Annotated in this window: 20 protein-coding genes and 1 riboswitch; of the genes, 12 read left to right on the forward strand and 8 right to left on the reverse strand. The window is 44.4% G+C overall.

What is annotated here, in order from left to right; all coding sequences use genetic code 11:
• Positions 1–15 precede the first annotated feature (15 nt).
• From V1498_RS21750 to V1498_RS21760, 3 genes are read left to right on the forward strand one after another with little or no spacing between them, the layout of a single operon-like run.
• On the forward strand, positions 16–561 hold the full coding sequence (locus V1498_RS21750) for a sigma-70 family RNA polymerase sigma factor (protein WP_409296301.1): 546 nt from the start codon (positions 16–18) through the stop codon (positions 559–561).
• Positions 554–964 (forward strand): PadR family transcriptional regulator, encoded by a 411-nt coding sequence (locus V1498_RS21755; RefSeq protein WP_409296303.1) that lies wholly within the window; start codon positions 554–556, stop codon positions 962–964. The genes V1498_RS21750 and V1498_RS21755 overlap by 8 nt, the downstream gene beginning before the upstream one ends.
• A gap of 6 nt (positions 965–970) precedes the next feature.
• On the forward strand, positions 971–2,260 hold the full coding sequence (locus V1498_RS21760) for an FtsW/RodA/SpoVE family cell cycle protein (RefSeq protein WP_409296305.1): 1,290 nt from the start codon (positions 971–973) through the stop codon (positions 2,258–2,260).
• A gap of 49 nt (positions 2,261–2,309) precedes the next feature.
• On the opposite strand, the gene V1498_RS21765 is transcribed toward V1498_RS21760, so the two are convergent.
• Both V1498_RS21765 and V1498_RS21770 read right to left on the reverse strand, forming a co-directional pair.
• Entirely contained in the window at positions 2,310–3,242 is a 933-nt protein-coding gene (locus V1498_RS21765) for an L-lactate dehydrogenase (protein WP_409296307.1), read from the reverse strand.
• A gap of 281 nt (positions 3,243–3,523) precedes the next feature.
• A complete protein-coding gene (locus V1498_RS21770; RefSeq protein ID WP_409296309.1) occupies positions 3,524–4,561 on the reverse strand; it encodes a GGDEF domain-containing protein in 1,038 nt (345 codons plus the stop codon).
• Between the two features lie 322 nt (positions 4,562–4,883).
• Here V1498_RS21770 and ahpC point away from each other — a divergent pair, with 322 nt between their 5' ends.
• The 3 genes from ahpC (at position 4,884) to V1498_RS21785 (ending at position 8,009) form a co-directional block, all read left to right on the forward strand.
• On the forward strand, positions 4,884–5,447 hold the full coding sequence (ahpC, locus tag V1498_RS21775) for an alkyl hydroperoxide reductase subunit C (protein WP_409296311.1): 564 nt from the start codon (positions 4,884–4,886) through the stop codon (positions 5,445–5,447).
• A gap of 13 nt (positions 5,448–5,460) precedes the next feature.
• A complete protein-coding gene (gene ahpF, locus V1498_RS21780; RefSeq protein WP_409296313.1) occupies positions 5,461–6,990 on the forward strand; it encodes an alkyl hydroperoxide reductase subunit F in 1,530 nt (509 codons plus the stop codon).
• A 251-nt stretch (positions 6,991–7,241) separates the two neighbouring features.
• Positions 7,242–8,009 (forward strand): nuclease-related domain-containing protein, encoded by a 768-nt coding sequence (locus V1498_RS21785; protein ID WP_409296314.1) that lies wholly within the window; start codon positions 7,242–7,244, stop codon positions 8,007–8,009.
• Positions 8,010–8,135: 126 nt separating this feature from the next.
• On the opposite strand, the gene V1498_RS21790 is transcribed toward V1498_RS21785, so the two are convergent.
• Positions 8,136–9,185: an LLM class flavin-dependent oxidoreductase gene (locus tag V1498_RS21790; RefSeq protein WP_409296315.1), complete on the reverse strand. Its 1,050-nt coding sequence runs from the start codon at positions 9,183–9,185 to the stop codon at positions 8,136–8,138.
• Positions 9,186–9,354: 169 nt separating this feature from the next.
• Between V1498_RS21790 and V1498_RS21795 the strand changes: the two genes are divergently transcribed.
• From V1498_RS21795 to V1498_RS21805, 3 genes are all read left to right on the forward strand, one after another.
• Positions 9,355–10,335, forward strand: a complete 981-nt coding sequence (locus V1498_RS21795; protein WP_409296316.1) for a glutathione S-transferase family protein — start codon at positions 9,355–9,357, stop codon at positions 10,333–10,335.
• 16 nt (positions 10,336–10,351) lie between these two features.
• A complete protein-coding gene (locus tag V1498_RS21800) occupies positions 10,352–10,873 on the forward strand; it encodes a GNAT family N-acetyltransferase (protein WP_409296317.1) in 522 nt (173 codons plus the stop codon).
• Between the two features lie 190 nt (positions 10,874–11,063).
• On the forward strand, positions 11,064–11,597 hold the full coding sequence (locus tag V1498_RS21805; protein ID WP_409296318.1) for an ECF transporter S component: 534 nt from the start codon (positions 11,064–11,066) through the stop codon (positions 11,595–11,597).
• A gap of 95 nt (positions 11,598–11,692) precedes the next feature.
• On the opposite strand, the gene V1498_RS21810 is transcribed toward V1498_RS21805, so the two are convergent.
• Positions 11,693–12,325 carry a copper homeostasis protein CutC gene (locus tag V1498_RS21810; protein ID WP_409296319.1) on the reverse strand — a complete coding sequence of 211 codons (633 nt, stop codon included), beginning with the start codon at positions 12,323–12,325 and terminating at the stop codon, positions 11,693–11,695.
• Positions 12,326–12,593: 268 nt separating this feature from the next.
• Between V1498_RS21810 and V1498_RS21815 the strand changes: the two genes are divergently transcribed.
• On the forward strand, positions 12,594–13,097 hold the full coding sequence (locus tag V1498_RS21815) for a DUF4188 domain-containing protein (protein ID WP_409296320.1): 504 nt from the start codon (positions 12,594–12,596) through the stop codon (positions 13,095–13,097).
• A 44-nt stretch (positions 13,098–13,141) separates the two neighbouring features.
• Here the strand turns inward: V1498_RS21815 and V1498_RS21820 are convergent, their stop codons facing one another.
• Complete coding sequence (locus V1498_RS21820; protein ID WP_409296321.1) at positions 13,142–14,482, reverse strand: amino acid permease; 1,341 nt, start codon at positions 14,480–14,482, stop codon at positions 13,142–13,144.
• Positions 14,483–14,603: 121 nt separating this feature from the next.
• Positions 14,604–14,685, reverse strand: a riboswitch (glycine riboswitch).
• 240 nt (positions 14,686–14,925) lie between these two features.
• Positions 14,926–16,158 carry a TerD family protein gene (locus tag V1498_RS21825; protein WP_409296322.1) on the reverse strand — a complete coding sequence of 411 codons (1,233 nt, stop codon included), beginning with the start codon at positions 16,156–16,158 and terminating at the stop codon, positions 14,926–14,928.
• 197 nt (positions 16,159–16,355) lie between these two features.
• Between V1498_RS21825 and V1498_RS21830 the strand changes: the two genes are divergently transcribed.
• A complete protein-coding gene (locus V1498_RS21830) occupies positions 16,356–16,733 on the forward strand; it encodes a VOC family protein (protein ID WP_409296323.1) in 378 nt (125 codons plus the stop codon).
• 72 nt (positions 16,734–16,805) lie between these two features.
• Here the strand turns inward: V1498_RS21830 and V1498_RS21835 are convergent, their stop codons facing one another.
• A complete protein-coding gene (locus V1498_RS21835; RefSeq protein ID WP_409296324.1) occupies positions 16,806–17,450 on the reverse strand; it encodes an RNA polymerase sigma factor in 645 nt (214 codons plus the stop codon).
• A gap of 94 nt (positions 17,451–17,544) precedes the next feature.
• Between V1498_RS21835 and V1498_RS21840 the strand changes: the two genes are divergently transcribed.
• Positions 17,545–17,973, forward strand: coding sequence for a VOC family protein (locus tag V1498_RS21840; RefSeq protein WP_409296325.1), 429 nt, complete (start codon positions 17,545–17,547; stop codon positions 17,971–17,973).
• Between the two features lie 298 nt (positions 17,974–18,271).
• On the opposite strand, the gene V1498_RS21845 is transcribed toward V1498_RS21840, so the two are convergent.
• On the reverse strand, positions 18,272–18,667 hold the full coding sequence (locus tag V1498_RS21845) for a VOC family protein (RefSeq protein ID WP_409296326.1): 396 nt from the start codon (positions 18,665–18,667) through the stop codon (positions 18,272–18,274).
• Positions 18,668–18,689: the final 22 nt, after the last annotated feature.

Below are 18,689 nucleotides of genomic sequence, written 5' to 3' on the forward strand. Positions count from 1 at the left end.
AAGGGAGCAGAGAATGTGGAAGATTCAATAACTGAGATTCTAATAATGGAAGATAGAGAAGCAATCCTGGATAAAATTATGGACTTATATGGACAGGATATTCTGCAGCTTGTTTATTCGTATGTGAAAAACACAGCCATTGCAGAAGACCTTACACAAGAAATATTCATTAAATGCTATAAAAATCTCCATCAATACAATCACAAAGCCAAGATTAAGACCTGGCTGTGGCGGATTGCTGTCAATCATTGCAAGGATTATCTGAAAAGCTGGCATGTCAGGAACATAGTCATCGCGGAAGAAAAAGCTAGACAGGAAGTCAGTAGAAAGGATGATGTGGAAGACAGGATTATTCAAAGAGACGAAGATGAAAGGCTCGCATCGGCTGTCATGGACCTGCCGAATCCTTATAGGGAGACCATTTATCTTCACTATTTCGAAGATCTTACCATAAAGGAAATATCCTATTTGACTGGCATGAACAAAAATACGATTAAGACCAGGCTGAAGAGAGCTAAAGAACTGCTGAAAGAATGTCTGGAGGTAACAGCCAATGAATGACCGATTAAATTCTATTAAGAAAGCAATGAAGAAAACAGTATTTAATAATTTAACCTTTACCTCTGAACACAAAAGGCTTGTACATAACCGAATAAACAGCAAAAATATTAAATCTGATGCAGAGCTGTTAATCGCAGTCCTGCAGCTTCTCACACAGGAAAAAACGGGCTACGAACTTAACCAGAAAATCAGGGCGCGCGGCATTCAAAACTTTGATAATGATGAGGGATCCCTTTATATGCTGCTGCACCGTCTTGAACAAAAAGGTTGCCTCGAGGCGCATTGGAAGGAAACGAATGAAAAATATTATGTTCTTGCCGACAAAGGCAGTAAGCTTCTCCGCAAGGCTTTAAAGGAGTCTGCAGCGGTACAACCTGCTCTGAGAGAGTTGATGGAGGGTTAAAGGAAAATGAAAAGTATGGGAGAAAACTTCCTTGAAGAAGTCTTGGATCATATTAAATCCAAAGAAGCGAAGATTCTTGTTGAAAAAGAACTTTCCTGTCATCTCAATCAGTCCAAGAATGAGTGGATTACACAAGGGTGGAGTCAAGCCGAGGCAGAAGAAAAGGCTGTCATGCAGATGGGCAGTGCTTCAAAGCTGGGCATACAGTTTAATAAACTTCATCGTCCAAAGGTGGATTGGCTGCTCCTTTTTTTATTTGCCGCAGCTATCGGTATGGGATTTCTGCCTGTTTTAAGCCCACAGGATATTTATCCAGGGGAACTCATCATTCATCGTCAGGCACTATTTGTTGTAATCAGCGTTATAACTGCCCTTGCCATGATGTTCTTTGATTACCGGAAGCTTCATAAATTCAGCTGGATCTTTTTGGCATGCGGAATCGCCTTGCTGTATATATTGGCCTTCCATCCCAATGCTTCCATAAATGGAAGGCCTTATATCATTATGGCCGGAACCGGCATAAGCATCAGCGGCATCACCGCACTGCCATTCTTGTTTTTATTCTGGGCTTCTTATTTTTCAAAAAGTCAGCCCAAATTTTGGCTCGTTGTTTTCACCTTTTTAACGACCATTTTTCTATTTATGCTCCTTCCCAATCTGCCGGTGATCATGATTTATAGCATCCTTGTTTTCATGCTATTTTGGGGAAGCTCCGTCAGGCAGAAAATAAAATATATGACAGCTGCAGCTGCCGCCCTCTTATCAGCTGCCTTTTTGACGCTGTTTTGGTTTACCACCGAGGGCTACCAGAAACTAAGAATCCTAAGCTTTCTAAATCCGGGAAAATACTCACAGAATGAGGGATTTCAATATCTCCAGGTAAAAAAGATGATGAGTTCGGGCGGCTGGTCTGGTGCCCACACACAGGAACTGAGTACAACTGACATGCTTACGGACTTTGTTTTTGTGAATATCACCTATCATTACGGCTGGATTACAGCCGGTCTGCTTGTCCTTATCCTTTTGTTATTGGCCGTCCGCATGGTGACAATTTCCCGGCTGATAAAAGATCGCTTTGGAAGGCAGCTGGTACTTGGCGTCATCAGCTTGTTTTCTGTTCAATTTTTATACAATGTCGGGATGACGCTCGGGTTATTCCCTTTTATCTCCATTTCGCTGCCATTCATAAGCCACGGCCTTACACCGGCCTTGTTAAATTCTTTCTTAATCGGAGTGGCCCTTAGCGTCTACCGCCGCAAAAACTTTTCATTAGGAAAGCATAGTGAATCAGTCTAGCTAAAAAAGGAATCAGAGCCGCTGCCCCGATTCCTTATTTTATTTCCCCTTATTCAAACACGTTCGCTTGAATGGCTTTCAGAGTGCTGACCGACTGCGCAAGCTTCCCTTTTTCACTTTCATCCAAGGAAAGCTCCATAATATTCTTGATTCCGGAGCGATTAATGGTGACAGGCATGCCGATGAACACATCACTATGCCCGTTCTCGCCTTCCAGCAGGACTCCTGCAGGGAGTACAGCATTCTCATTCTTCAGTATCGCCTTAGTGATTCTAGCCAGTCCCATCGCAATCCCATAGTATGTGGCACCCTTGGCTTCGATGATTTTATAAGCTGCGTCCCGGACCTCACGGGCTATTTCATCTTTTCTTTCCTGAGGCAATTTCGGTGCGATCGGTGTTCCGGAAATATTGGCTGTGCTCCAGACCGGAACCTGGGAATCTCCATGCTCACCGATGATATAGGCATGAATGCTTGCCGGGGCTGTATCAAATTCTTCCCCAAGCAAGGAGCGGAGTCTTGCTGTATCAAGGATAGTTCCGGAACCAATGATTCTTTCTTTTGGGAGCCCAGAGAATTTCCAGACGGCATAGGACAAAATATCGACCGGATTCCCCGCTGTCAGGAAAATGCCATTGAAACCGGATGCCATGATCTGCGCAACGATGCTTTTATATATGTTTACATTTTTATTTACCAGCTGCAGCCTTGTTTCTCCCGGTTTCTGGGCTGCTCCTGCGCACAAAACGACGATGGCTGCATCCCGGCAGTCGGTATAGGACCCAAATTTGATATGGACCGGACTTGGGGCATACACCATCCCTTGAGCAAGGTCCATTACATCGCCTTTGGCTTTTTCCTCATTCAAGTCCACCACGACCAGTTCATCGCACAGCCCTTGATTGATCAATGAATAAGCATAGCTCGATCCAACAGCTCCTGTTCCTACTAAAACTACCTTATTTCCCTGTGTGAGGTTCATATGAACAGCCTCCTAAATTGTGAATTAATTCACATTGATTTTAAGGGTTTTTCTATTATAAAGAAGTTAAGTCATTGAATGCTGATATATATATGAGTAAAAGAAAAAATTTTATGTTTTTATTTGTGAATTATTTCACAAGTCAATTATACAATACCCCCGGCCCTCACACAAGCACTTGATCATGAAATAAGCGTCCGTGGACTTCATGCAGCTGCCGGGCCGCATGAAAGCCCTTGAAGCATCCCTTCAAGGGCTTGTTATCGGCATTGTGAGCAGCATCAACAAATTAATGTAATTCTATTCCGGCCGTTATTTTTAGATACATACAGCCCCTTATCCGCTCTGATGAGCAGGGAGTGGACGGTATCTCCCTGCTTGAATTCTGTGACACCAAAGCTTACGGTCAGCTTCCCTGCCTTTGTAAAGCGGAAATTCCGGATCTGCGTCTGCAGGTTCCCAGCCAGTGCCTCTCCCTCTTCTCCTGATTTATCAGTAAGAATAATAAATTCCTCCCCGCCCCACCTTCCAAATAATTCATGTTCTGATAGCGAACTTTTTACCAAGGATGACAGCTCCTTTAATACAGAGTCACCAGTCTTATGACCAAACTGATCATTGATTTTCTTAAAGTGGTCCATATCAAAGAAAATAAGGGTCAGCCTTTTGCCTGTACCCTGCAGCCCCTGAATGCGGCTTTCTAATGAAGCATCAATGTGATGCCGGTTGGAGATGCCTGTCAGCGCATCCGTAAAAGCATATTTTTTTATGCCTTCAATCTCTGTAAACAGGCTGAATATATGGATGGAAGAGTAAAAGACGAGAATGTAAAAAAGGTAGGCAAAATAGAACTGAGCCAGCGAAATCAAGGATTCATCAGTCAGGTGAGAGTAGTTACAAATACCGAAGATTAAAAGAATCAGAAATACAGCAAGAGAATAGACGGCACCCTGCCTGCCCCTCAGAATTAAAAAAAATGTCAGCAGTACCGCTGGCACCCATATTACAGAAACCCCGATCTCCCCATCCTTTCCATATGCCAAGGAATTAAAAATTACATCATATACCGTGGCAATGTGAGCGAAGCTTATGAAAAAAAGAGTCGTAAGCTCCACGAAGGGCATCAGGCGCTTCTTATATACTAAAATCCAGCTTAGCGTGTACCATCCAAGCAGGATCTTCGACAATAAAACGGCGAGCCGGTTCTGTTCATGATTGTTTTCCATAAAATTATAGGTGATAATTGCCAATACAATCAGAGGAATCATGCTTAAATAAAGCACCCTCTTAAACTCCTCAAAAGATGCAAACTTTCTCAATAAAATTTATCCCCTCTGGTATGGCAATTCTTTTATTCTCGTTTAGAAGGACCTGCTTGTCATACCTGCAATATTACTCATACTACTTATCGGTCCGGAAAGGTTAATTTTTTATCTTTACTTCAAATTTTTTGAAACGAAAATATTTTCGTTATTACTATTGTAATAAAATGTTCACATTGTAATGATTATAATCGAATTTAAACTCTTTCTCTTTGACAATCCAACAGGTTTTATATAATAATGAATATCGAATTAGAATTATTCTAATGAGAATCTCATCGAATGATTCTATAAACCCACTACCAGGAGGATGTTACATATGTCTTTAATTGGATCAGAAGTAAAACCATTCGCAGCAAAAGCTTACCACAATGGTGATTTCATCGATGTGTCAGAAGCGGAATTCAAAGGAAAATGGAGTGTCGTATGCTTTTACCCAGCCGACTTCACTTTCGTATGCCCAACAGAACTAGAAGATCTGCAGAACGAATATGCCACTCTTAAAGACCTTGGCGTTGAAGTATATTCCGTTTCTACCGATACACATTTTACACATAAAGCATGGCATGATAATTCAGATACTATTGGCAAGATCGAATACATCATGATTGGTGATCCTTCACAAAAAATCTCAAGGAACTTCGATGTGCTGAATGAAGACGAAGGACTTGCAGACCGCGGTACTTTCATCATCGATCCGGATGGTGTGATTCAAACCGTTGAAATCAATGCAGACGGCATTGGCCGCGACGCAAGCACACTTGTAAACAAAATCAAAGCTGCTCAATATGTACGCAACAACCCAGGCGAAGTATGCCCGGCTAAATGGCAGGAAGGCTCTGAAACACTGAAGCCAAGCCTTGACCTTGTAGGAAAAATTTAAGGAGTTTGATTTCATGTTATTAGATGCAGATATAAAGGCACAGTTAGCCCAATATCTTCAACTGCTAGAGGGCAATGTCCTGTTGAAGGTCAGCGCAGGATCAGATGATGTATCCCGCGACATGCTGGCTTTAGTTGATGAATTGGCTTCCATGTCAGCATACATCAAGGTTGAAACAGCCCAGCTGCAAAGAACACCGAGCTTCAGCGTGAACCGCATCGGCGAAGACACAGGTGTAACCTTTGCGGGCATCCCTTTAGGGCATGAATTCACTTCCCTTGTACTTGCACTTCTGCAGGTAAGCGGAAGAGCCCCTAAAGTGGATCAGAAAATAATCGAGCAAATTAAAAAGATAGAAGGTCAATACCACTTTGAATCCTATATCTCCTTAAGCTGCCACAACTGTCCTGATGTCGTACAGGCTCTCAACTTGATGAGCATCCTGAATGAAGGCATCACCCACACCATGATTGATGGCGCCGCTTTTAAGGAAGAAGTGGAATCAAAGGATATCATGGCCGTGCCGACCGTGTTCCTGAATGGCGAATCTTTCGGCTCCGGCCGCATGACGCTTGAGGAAATCCTCGCTAAACTGGGGAACGGACCTGATGCAGCAGAGCTTGCTGATAAAGATCCGTATGATGTTCTCGTAGTCGGAGGCGGACCTGCCGGTGCCAGCGCTGCGATTTATGCAGCCCGTAAAGGCATCCGTACCGGCATTGTCGCTGAACGCTTTGGCGGACAGGTAATGGACACATTGGGCATCGAGAACTTCATAAGCGTGAAGCATACCGAAGGCCCTAAGCTTGTAGCAAGCCTTGAAGAACATGTAAAAGAATATGGCATTGATGTAATGAATCTGCAGCGTGCCAAGCGGCTCGAAAAGAAAGACCATATCGAACTGGAGCTTGAAAACGGTGCTGTTCTTAAAAGCAAGACCGTCATCCTTTCAACTGGTGCCCGCTGGCGCAATGTCGGCGTCCCTGGCGAAGCGGAGTTTAAGAATAAAGGCGTGGCTTATTGCCCGCACTGTGACGGACCGTTATTTGAAGGAAAGCATGTAGCCGTAATCGGCGGCGGAAACTCCGGCATCGAGGCAGCCATCGACCTCGCGGGAATCGTGAAGCATGTTACCGTTCTCGAGTTCATGCCCGAGCTTAAAGCTGATGCTGTACTGCAGGACCGCCTGTACAGCCTTCCTAACGTAACCGTCCTGAAGAACGTCCAGACCAAGGAAATTACCGGTACTGACAAGGTAAACGGCATTTCCTATATGGAACGCGACACAGAAACCATTCAGCATATCCAATTAGACGGTGTGTTCGTTCAAATCGGCCTTGTGCCGAACACCGACTGGCTGGACGGAATCTTGGACCGCACGCGCATGGGGGAAATCGTCGTAGACAAGCATGGTGCCACAAGCATGCCTGGTGTATTCGCCGCAGGCGATTGCACCGACAGCGCGTATAAACAGATCATCATTTCCATGGGTTCAGGTGCTACTGCTGCACTTGGTGCTTTTGATTATTTGATCCGGAATTGATAAAAGCCGCTTTGCTATCTTTTGGATAGCGGGGCGGCTTTTTTTGAATATAAAAGTCTAATATAATGGAATAGCAGTGAACAAAATTAAAGAACAGGAGTTGAATAATGGCTTATAAGCACCTTATAAAAGCCCGCGACCTACTCACTTTTAAAGTCCTGAATGAGCGGATGGACTTCACCGAGAGAGACAAACAGTATTATACTAACCTGAGCAAAGGCTATGAAGGTGAGCTTCTATTTGATTCCAAAATGGAAAACCTTAAATGCGAATGCCTTCTGCTAAATGATTTGCTGCTAAAGCAAAACAACACAGTCTTTCAAATTGATTCCCTGCTCATCACCTCAGAAAGCATCTACCTTTTCGAAATAAAAAATTATGAAGGAGATTACTATTTTGAGTCAGATCGATTTTATAAAAAGCCAAAGATAGAAATAACCAGTCCGCTTAATCAATTAAACAGAAGCGAATCTCTGCTGCGACAGCTGCTGCAGCACCTCGGCTTCGGCTGCAAAATTCCCCTTCACGCTTCTATCGTCTTTATCAATCCAGCTTTCACCCTATATCACTCGCCCCTCAACGCACCTTTCATTTTTACAAGCCAAATCCAAAGCCTCATTACCCATTTAAACAAAACACCTTCCAGGCTTACTGATAGGTACACCGCGATCGCAGATAAACTGATTTCACTGCATATTCAAGAATCACCCTTTAAACTTCTGCCACCCTATGAATATGAACAGCTCCGTAAAGGCATTATTTGTAGGCATTGCAGTTCCTTTTCTACTTATACCAAAGGACATAAATGCATCTGTGGGGATTGCGGACACACAGAACCAGCTGCCTCTTCCATATTACGTACTATAAAAGAATTCCAACTGCTTTTTCCCGGACAAAAAATAACAACCAATGCCATGCATGAATGGTGTGACATAGTAGAATCAAAAAAGAGAATAAAGAGAGTATTAGACAAGAATTTTAAGATAAAAGGAGTTCATCAATGGTCCTATTATGAGTGACCCGTAACGATGAAGGACTTCTTGGCTCCAATCCCAATTCGAAATGTCCTTCATACCCCTGATGAAGGACTTTTTTCTTCCAATCCCGGTTTGAAATGTCCTTCACCTCAAATTTGGCCTTCGATATCACTGCCGGCCTTCCCATTCCGCTACTTCTTCCCTGACAAGCGGCGCCACTTTTTTCCCCAGGAGTTCAATCGCCATCATGACATCTTCATGAGGCATGGAACCGACTGGCACATGGAGCATGAAGCGTGTGATACCTACATTTTTCCGGAGATGAATGATCTTTTGGGCTACTGTTTCCGGATTACCGACATATAGTGCACCTTCAAAGCTGCGCGCTGCATCGAAGGCAGCACGGTCATAGTGCCCCCAGCCGCGTTCTCTGCCCAGTACATTCATTACCTGCTGGGTCGGGGCGAAAAATTTATCGGCTGCCGTCTTATCATCTTCTGCAATAAATCCATGCGAATGGGATGCGATCGGCAGTTTGGCTGGATCGTGGCCAGCCTGGGCTGCCGCTTTTTTGTAGAGCTGGACGAGCGGTGCGAACTGGACCGGTCGTCCGCCGATAATGGCGAGGACAAGCGGAAGCCCCATGAGGCCGGCCCGTATGACCGACTGGCTGTTGCCTCCGCTTCCTATCCAGACGGGCAGCGGGTCCTGGACCGGTCTCGGATATACACCGAGATTGTTGATGGCCGCACGATGTCTGCCCGACCATGATACATATTCGGATTTCTGTAATGTGAGCAGCAAGTCCAGCTTTTCTTCGAATAGCTCGTCATAATCATTCAAATCATAACCGAATAGTGGAAAGGACTCGATGAAGGACCCGCGGCCGGCCATGATTTCGGCCCGGCCATTTGAGATTCCATCCAGTGTGGCGAAATCCTGGAACACACGGACCGGATCTGCAGAGGACAGGACCGTCACCGCACTTGTAAGCCTAATTCGCTTAGTCTGCGATGCTGCAGCTGCCAGGACCACAGCAGGAGATGATGCGGCAAAATCATGGCGGTGATGCTCTCCTACCCCAAACACATCCAGGCCCACTTGATCGGCCAGAACAATCTCCTCGACGACCTCCCTCAGACGTTCAGCATGGCTGATAACTTTCCCTGTTTTAACGTCAGGGGTTGTTTCTACGAACGTACTGATTCCAATTTCCATAATAAACCCTCCTGATTTCTTTTTCTTTCATTATACCTCGAATTCGAGAATTATTCCTTAAGAGGAATGAGTCTGTCTTAAAAAACTTCAGCAAATAATAGTCAGATAAATTATAATGGTTTCAAGATATCTCATTTAAGAGAGTTATAAACAGGAGGGATCGCTATTTATGTCTCAAGATAAACCGGCTGAAATGAATGCGGATGGCTCCTTTAAACGCCAGGTGAACCGATTTACCACTCCATTCGGCGACAAGCCTGGCGATCTCCCGGTTGAAGCGGGGCGTTACAGGCTGTTATGGTCTGCTGCCTGCCCCTGGGCACATCGGTCAGTTATTGCCCGCAGCCTGCTCGGATTGGAAGACGCCATCAGTCTGGGAACGGTAAGTCCCATGCGTCCGAAGCTTCCCCGGGTGGATTGGGAGTTCTCCCTCGATATAGACGGGCTGGATCCGGTTCTCGGGATTCAATTCATGAGCGATATTTACAAGAGTACCGATCCCGGCTACTCGGGCCGTCCGACAGTGCCAGCAATGGTGGATACTCTTACTCACAAAGTTGTGAACAATGATTACTTTAAATTGACTAATTATCTGGAAACCGTCTGGCAGCCATACCATAAGGAACATGCCCCCAATCTATACCCGGAGAATCTGCGGACGGAGATAGATTGTTTAAATGAAATCATTTTTTCGGATATAAACAATGGTGTTTATAAATGCGGGTTTGCACAGTCACAAGAATCATATGAAGCTGCCTATGAAACTTTGTTTCGCCGCCTGGATGAAATGGATAGACGCCTGGCCAGTCAGCGTTTTTTATTCGGAGACAGCATAACAGATTCAGATATCAGGCTGTATACCACGCTTGTTCGTTTTGATGCTGCCTATTACACAGCTTTTAATACCAATCATAAATTAATCCGTGAGTACGAAAATCTGTGGGGCTATGCGCGGGATTTATTCCAAACTCCAGGCTTCGGTGACACCACAGATTTTGACGCCATTAAAAGACATTATCATTTATCCATTACAATCTCGCCTGACAAAGCGGAACCGAAGATCCTGCCAATGGGCCCGGATCTATCCAGCTGGCTGACGGAGCATGATAGAGATGTATTAAGCGGAACAAAGGAAAAATTTTTATTCTAAGGAGAGTGACCCATGCATGGGAACCATAGAAATCCGCAACGCTGAAAAGGCGATGCTGCCTGCTATCCGCATTCAAAGGGTTGACGCCTATTGCCAATATATGGAGGTGCTACCGGCCGCTCATTGGAATGCACTGCACAAGGCTATTTCTTCAACTGCTGATGAACAGGAGGGTGTGGAGCTGATTACGGCTCTGATTGATGGGAAGCTGGCCGGGAGCGTGGCTTTGTTCCCTGCTAAGACTGATGCCTATGAAGGATATGTCGATGAACTGGACTATCCCGAAATCCGCATGCTGGCGGTGGCGCCTGAGGCAAGGGGAAAAGGCGCTGCCACCGCACTGATCGATGAATGCATCAGCCGTGCCCAGGCAAAGGGATATGGGGCGATCGGCCTTCATACCGGTGAATTCATGAAAGATGCAATCAAAGTTTATGAGAGTTTTGGGTTTAAACGCCTGCCGCAGTTTGACTTTGAACCGGCAGATGACGGGATTATTGTCAGGGCATATCAGCTGAATATTTCAGATTTGTCCTGATGATTTCCTACAATAAGGACAGTGAAAAAGCACATCGCCAAGCTGATGTGCTTTTTTATAATTGGGAAAGAAAAAACTGACCCCATCGTTTTTAACTAAATTGATACTTTTAAAAACATCAATCCTTTGTTAAATTATCCATAACGTAAAAACGCAGCTGCGTTATATTTAAAAAAGGAAGGTCATCCCTATGCAAAAAACAACTAGTTATTCAAGCAGGCGCACGTTTGACTTAGTTCTGACATCCATGCTGATTGCGCTTGTCCTCGTTGCCACCCTCTTCTTGAATATTAAACTGCCGATCACGGCAAATGGCGGCCTGGTCCACCTTGGAACGGCCATGCTCTTTATAGTATCTTTCCTATTCGGCCCTAAAAAAGGCGCGATTGCCGGTGCAGTCGGAATGGGGCTGTTCGACTTGATTTCCGGCTGGACATTATGGGCTCCGTTCTCCTTCTTGACCCGCGGCCTGCAAGGCTATATTGTCGGAAAAATCGCGCATTCCAGAGGGCGCAATGGAAGCAGCATCGGAATGAATCTGCTCGCTGCCATCGTCTCCGCACCGTTCATGCTTGCCGGCTATTATGTGTGTGAAGCCGTTTTATACAAAAGCTGGATTGTGCCAGCCGCATCCATCCCGGGCAATATCGTTCAGAACGTAATTGGGATCCTTGTAGCCATCCCGGTTTGTGCTGTATTGAAGAAGGTTCCGTATTTTAAATAGAATACAAGACAAAAGGAGAACGCCTGCTATGGGCATTCTCCTTTTTTTCTGCGCTTTCCGTAAGGAGCAGCGGCACGAATACGCTGTTTCATCTTTTACCCTGCTACCCTCGTTCCATGAACCTCTGTAACCTGAAGCGCACTTGCAATGGAATGGAGATTTTCATCCGTAATCCCGCCGCCTGGCAGGATGATGATCCTCCCTGCTGCATAGTCCGCATATTCCTTCAGTCTTGGCAGGTTCTGTTCAATGCTGGTATCAGGTGGGCCGCCATGAGTTAAGATGCGGTGAACTCCGCGCTCCGCCAGCCAGTCAATCGCTCCAAATTGTCTTTCAGGAACTATGTGGTCAAATGCCATATGAAAGGTGACTTCAAGCCCCTCTGCCAGCTTCAGGAGGATAGACATTGCTTCTTCATCAATCGACCCAGCTTCCGTCAAGCAGCCTATCACCACTCCATCTGTGCCTAACTGTTTCAGATGAACAAGGTCCTGCTTCATAATTTCTAGTTCTTCCTGGCTATAAACAAAATTCCCGCCCCTCGGCCGCACCATAGTCATGACCTTGACTCCCATTCTCCGGCAGTAATTAATGGCCCGTACGGCAACACCATGGCTGACCGTCGTGCCGCCTGCAGAGAGATTGTCACACAGCTCGATACGCTCTGCTCCTTTGGCAATCTTCTCCGGGATTGATACAAAGTTTTCAACACACACTTCTCGGATCATAAATCAGCCACCTCCTTGCATCCTTAAGCTTGAGTCTTAGCACGGCTTGCTCCTTCAGCTTTTGTCTCCTGAGTACATTCAACAGGATATAAATTTCTTAAAATTCAGATTAAATTGAAAATTTTCCCTTTCTTCTTTATCATAAAGATAAATGTATTTTTTTGCATCAGTAAGCTAAATGGGCAGTAAAATATTGGATGCCCTGATTCATGTGTACCAAAAGTTTTTTAATGAACGATGAACACCTTATATAACAGGAGGGATAGCAATGGCCAGAAACATCCACAGCGGACGCTTTACGACAAAGAACACAGATGACCTTGTTGTTTTTATAATCGGGATGAGAGTCAATAAGCCCTGGGCGGTCCATCAGTGGCTGCCGGTCTTTAATGCGATGCCCGGGATGATCAGGGAATTATATACTAACAAAGACAGCCTGGGCTTCTTATCTATGGAAAGCTACTTTGGCCTCAGGACGACCTGCATGATCCAATATTGGCGGACGGCGGAGGATCTCCTTTCCTATGCAAAAAATGAAAGACATTTGACGGCATGGAAAAATTTCAATAAAAAAGCAGGCCGCAATGATGCCGTCGGAATCTATCATGAAACCTACCAGATTAAAGCCGGAAGCTATGAATCCATTTATGCCAATATGCCCGGCTATGGTCTGGGTAAAGCAATGGAGCATGTTCCCGTTTCCACTGAACAAAGTTCTGCTGCCAAGCGCCTCAGTCTCAAAAGTAAGGATGCCGAAGAGCAGGTCCTTTAAAGCTAAGGATCCAAACGGGCATCTTACTAAATGCCCGTTATCCCTTATTGCTTTCTCTTAGATGAATACAATATAGCCAGCAGGATGAACCAGAGCGGTGTTCCCAGCAGGGCCGGCCGCGTTGCCTCAGAAAACAGCATAATCACCAAGATAATGGCAAACAGCGCCAGGACTGCATAGTTGATATAGGGTGCGAAAGGTGCCTTGAATGTAGACGCTTCCTGCAGTGCCGGGCGATTTTTCTTATATTTGATATGGCAAATCAAAATGATGCCCCACACCCAGATAAAGCAGATGGCACTGATGGTTGTGACGATACTGAATGCTTGTTCCGGGATCAGCTTGCTCAATAGAGCCCCGGCAGAAATGACGAGTGCCGACAGAAATAAGGCATGATCAGGCACATGGTTTTTATTCAGTTTTCCATAACGGGCAGGAGCCTGACGGTTACGGCTTAAGCTGTATAAGATTCTGCTGGTGGAAAACATTCCGCTATTACAGGCAGACGCAGCGGATGTCAACACAACAAAATTGATGATCCCTGCAGCAACCGGGATCCCGATTAAAGCAAAGGTCTTCACAAAGGGACTTTCCGCTGCATTCAGTTCAGTCCAGGGGCTGATACTTAAAAGGACAATCAGTGCCCCCACATAGAAAAACAGGATTCTGAATGGGATTTTATTAATGGCTGAGGGAATGTTCTTTTTGGGATTGGACGTTTCCGCAGCCGATACCCCCACTAATTCCACCCCAACAAAGGCAAACACAGCCATCTGGAATGAAAGCAGGAAACCGGTCATTCCATTCGGAAACAGCCCTCCATGCGCCCACAAATTTTCAATTGTAACTTTGCCTGATCCTGTCTCGAAGCCTGCCAACATTAAAATAACCCCTATTGCAATCAGGGCAAGGATCGTGACAACCTTGATCAGGGCAAACCAAAACTCCAATTCCCCAAACAGCTTTACCGTCAATAAATTAAAGCCTAATAAAATGACGAGGCAGATGACGGCCGGCATCCACTCGGGGATATCAAACCAGTACCGCACATACACGCCGACCGCAATGACATCTGCCATAGCCGTCATAATCCAGCAAAACCAGTATGTCCATCCGGTTATAAATGCCGCCTTTGGCCCTAGATAATCTTCCGCTATGTCCGGGAAGCTTTGATAACCTGCTTTGGACAGCAGCAGCTCCCCGAGTGCCCTCATGACAAAAAACAGGGCGGTGCCCACCACTAAATATGCAAGGATGATTGACGGGCCGGCCAGCTGAATGGCTTTGCCGGACCCCAAAAATAACCCTGTACCAATCGTACCGCCAATCGCAATCAACTGAACATGCCGATTTGCCAAATCCCTTTTTAATTCCTGCTGTGCCATTCCTGACTCCCCCTATTAATAAGTCAAAATAAAAAAAAGAGATCGGAGGACCTCCAATCTCTTTTACAAAAGAATAGTAAAATCATATTTTTACGCAAGCAATAGCATAATAAATAAAATTCGATATCCTTCTGTCCTTTTGCCTGAGATTGTGAACCCTTCGGCGCCGTCTGAATCCAGACGGTCTCTCCAGAAACCGCTCCTGCTGTAGTGTGATCCACAGCCATCATTGCGAGTTATTCTATTATTTTGGTACGATAACTATTTTTATCATTTTAGTAGCATTTTCAGGTCCTGTCAACCAGGCGGAATCGAATATATGAAACAATCGATATTGGACCATATACTGTAAAAGGAGCCTGAGAGGTTACGAGACACCAAAAGGAGACCGCCTCATAAAATGAACGGTCTCCTTTGTTTCAATCAGCTTCCACATGATAAATCTACTTGTAATCATTTATCGGCCCTTCATCCATGATCACTTCCACCATATTGGAGCGCCCCATCCTAAGCTTTGGCCGGCGTTCTGAATTTGGAGCACTGTAGAGCTCAAGCGGGCTGATTATGACCCCGTCCGGTGTGTTTTGAAGGATACCGGGTACACAGGAATAAATTCTGTCATTATCATTTGCGTTTTTGGCAGATATGGTTACGGAGGTTCCCTGATGATTATCGATGCTCATGGACACTTTGTAACGGTAGAATGAGCCTGTTCCATTTGACTGGGCCGAATATACGACCGGAACCACTGCGAGAATATCATCTGTCAGCCTTAACTTAATTTTCTCAGTCTTGGTTGAACCGCTGTTCCTCCGGACATCCCCCATATGTTCCACTGCTCCCCTGCCATAACTCTTGAGGGGAGGCGTTCCTTTCGCCCCAAACATGGCTACATCGATCTGCCTGCCATTCTTTGTGGACACCAAAGCGTATATATCATAATCTGTCCCAGTCTTCCAGGAGACCGTAGCCGTGATCTCTGGTGTTTTATCAATGATAACAGGCTTCTGTCCTTTCTCGAGGCTGATCTTCCCTTTAACCTTCTCAAGGTTTACCGATGATAGCGTGCTTCGCTTACTCTCAGGGATAGGCATGGCTTTCTCCGGTACTGTTGGTGCATTTTGAATAGGTTCAGCCGGCTTGCTCTGCTCATCTGGCTCAACCTCAACACCGTAATTTTTACATAGCCCCTCAAGCCCGGAATCAAATCCGCGCCAGATGGACCTTACCTTTGTCTGACCGTTCCTTACATATAATTCTAATACAACGATTCCATTTTCATTAGTGAAACTGGATGGAGTTAATTGGATAATACTTTGATCTGTACGGATCTCGGCCTTTAAATTCCTTACGTTTGAAAAACCCGTGCTATTATCCTCTGTCAGAGTGACCGCTATTTTAGAGATACCCGACGGGACTTTACTCAAATCAAAGTTAATACTATGTACTTTCGTATGTCCAGCTGTCTCTGCCGGCAGCAGGGCAGCTGCACCAGAAGAACTCACTGGCTGATTATAGAAAATAATGCCGCTGTCACCCTGTACCTTGTCCCCATCCGTTAAAAGGAAAGCTGTTAAGGAAACATCTATGGTGCTAGACACTTCGTAGCTGACCGTAACATTGCCCTTCGGGGAACTTAGCACTGTGTTTGCTCCCATTTGGAGAATTTGACTCATATGAACACTCCTTACTATTCAATCATTATCGCCTAGCCCTCTTATACTATAATTCCCTGCTTATCCATTATAGCTTTTAAGAGATTGCTATTTCATTCTTTTTATAAGAAACGGCCCCCTTATTAGAAGGTTAAACGATGGTCTTGTCGAATAAGAAATCATTGGATCTGAATACAAATTAAAAGGAGCACTGTTTAATGAATATGCAGCTGATACAAAAAGTTGGGCAAATTGGAGTGCCAGTTAAAGACTTACATAGGGCCTTGGATTTTTATAAAGAGAAATTAGGTCTTTCCCTTCTATTTAACACAGACAGCATGGCTTTCTTTGAGTGTAATGGGCTGCGGCTTCTCCTGTCACTTCCAGAAAAAGAGGAATTTTCCCATTCCAGCTCAGTCCTTTATTTTCATGTAGATGATATTAAAGATTCTTATGGGCGCTTATCAGGTAAAGACGTGATCTTTATCGATGAACCACATATTGTCGCGAAAATGGGACAGACCGAAACATGGATGGCATTTTTTAAAGATACGGAAGACAATACTCATGCATTGATGAGTGAAGTACAAGTTTAAGAAACAAAAGGAGACCGTCCGCATACAATGGACGTTCTCCTTAATTTTTACTAAATCCCAGCGTCCATGTGACTAAGATCCCATCTGTAGAATGTTTCCATCCGGGTCAATAACATGGAATACAGAATGCCCAGGACTTTTTCTTACTATAAAGTTTTGTGATTCTAACAGCCGATAATAATAAAATATTTGCATCGGTTTTGCTTCCCGTATTGCTTTTGAGAGTGCTGCAATCAGCTCGATATTAGGAGTCAGGAATTCCCCGCCTACATCATGGTATGATTTTAATTTTTTCCTGGAACGATGAAGGGCTGTTTTAATGGATTCATTACTTATTCTCAGCATTTGTGCCATTTCTTTTGTGGTGTATCCGAATACATCCTTTAAGGTAAGCAGCATAGACTGTTTCAATGGCAAGGTGGTGAGTAAGGTTTCCATAAAACTATAGTCATCCATAGAAGGGTATTCTTCTCCGTATAAGTCTTCATTAAAATGAACACTTTCTTTATATTTCCTTTTTTCATCGATAAAGTTGTTTTTAGCCACCGTACATAAATATGAAAATGCCAGCTCTTTTTCTGGCTCGGATTTCTTTATTTTATACACCTTAAGCATTGTTTCTTGGACAAGATCCTCGGCTGCCCAAGGTGACCCTGACAGCTTTAGGCAATATTTATAAAGCTTTTTGATCACAGACTCTAAATCTTCAAACACCATTTTTTTAACACCTTTTAAAAAAATTTCATGAATGTGTAACTTCCAAACTATTATGAACGTTATAAATATGAATTTAAATCGAGGGAGGAAAATTATGTTTAAAGTAGGCGGTATTTTTATTCCAGTTATAGACATTGAAAAATCTACGGAATGGTATGAAAAGTTTCTTGGTGTAAAGAAAATTGACAGCTGGGAAGATGGTGCTGGCTTTTATTTACCATCAGGGTCGACACAATTAGCTTTGGTAAAAGTTGATTCCCCGCAGCCCACTGAATTTACCACCAGGGGCAGCCAGAAAAATTCGTATTATAATTTTGTCGTGGATGATATTGAAACTGCCCATCAACATTTTAAAAACAACGGCATCGTTACCAGTGAAATTGACGATTTTGGCGGCATGAAGTTTTTTGATTTCTTTGACCTGGATGGCAACCCATTTAGTGTCGTAAATGAAGTTGTGGGTTCGCCTTATCACTCAGATCATGTTAGAAACATGCAAAAAAGAGATAGAAAGGAATATTGAACAGAGCACTGATTGCAGCGAGAGGCACTCGCTTTTCCGCGGGGCGGGCGGTGAGCCTCCTTGGCTTTGCCTGCGGGGTCTCACCTCTCCCGCTTTTTCCCGCGGAAATCTATACACCTTACATTCCAATTAATCACGTTTAACAATCCAATCTCCTAAATTGATCATTAAAAAACAACAATCTTTTAAAATAGAGCCTTAACTAAAGAGATGTTGAAAGGGGTAGTTCCAGGCAATCTCATAGCTCATTCTCAGCAAGGATAAAAGGGTGGTTCCCGGTATTCACCAAACATGAATTCTATTTTGCATTCTCATCAGCTTGATGAATTCCAAATATATTCCTTTCGGTATCCATATAGTATCCTTGCCACGCCATTCCAGGCAGTGCATATTTGGGCAATGCGACCTTGCCGCCATTCTCAAGAATTTTGGCTTCCGTATCGTCATAATTATCGACACCCATTGTACAGGCATACCCATTAAGAGCCTGGCCTGCTTCCGGCGGAGGACTTTGACGCTGCATTAAAGCACCATTAATCCCAGGTTCATTCCCATCGCCAGTCACCGCTCCAAAGTAAGGCATCCCTGCGAAATCACTCCAATCTTGAAATGACCATCCAAATACCTCACCATAAAATGTCTTTGCCCGTTCCATGTCATCCACATGAATTTCGAAGTGAACTAATCTTCCCATGATTACCTCCTGGTTTCATTCA

It is taken from the genome of Paraperibacillus marinus (genome assembly GCF_046237605.1).
GTDB classification, from domain to species: Bacteria; Bacillota; Bacilli; order Bacillales; family DSM-1321; genus Paraperibacillus; species Paraperibacillus marinus.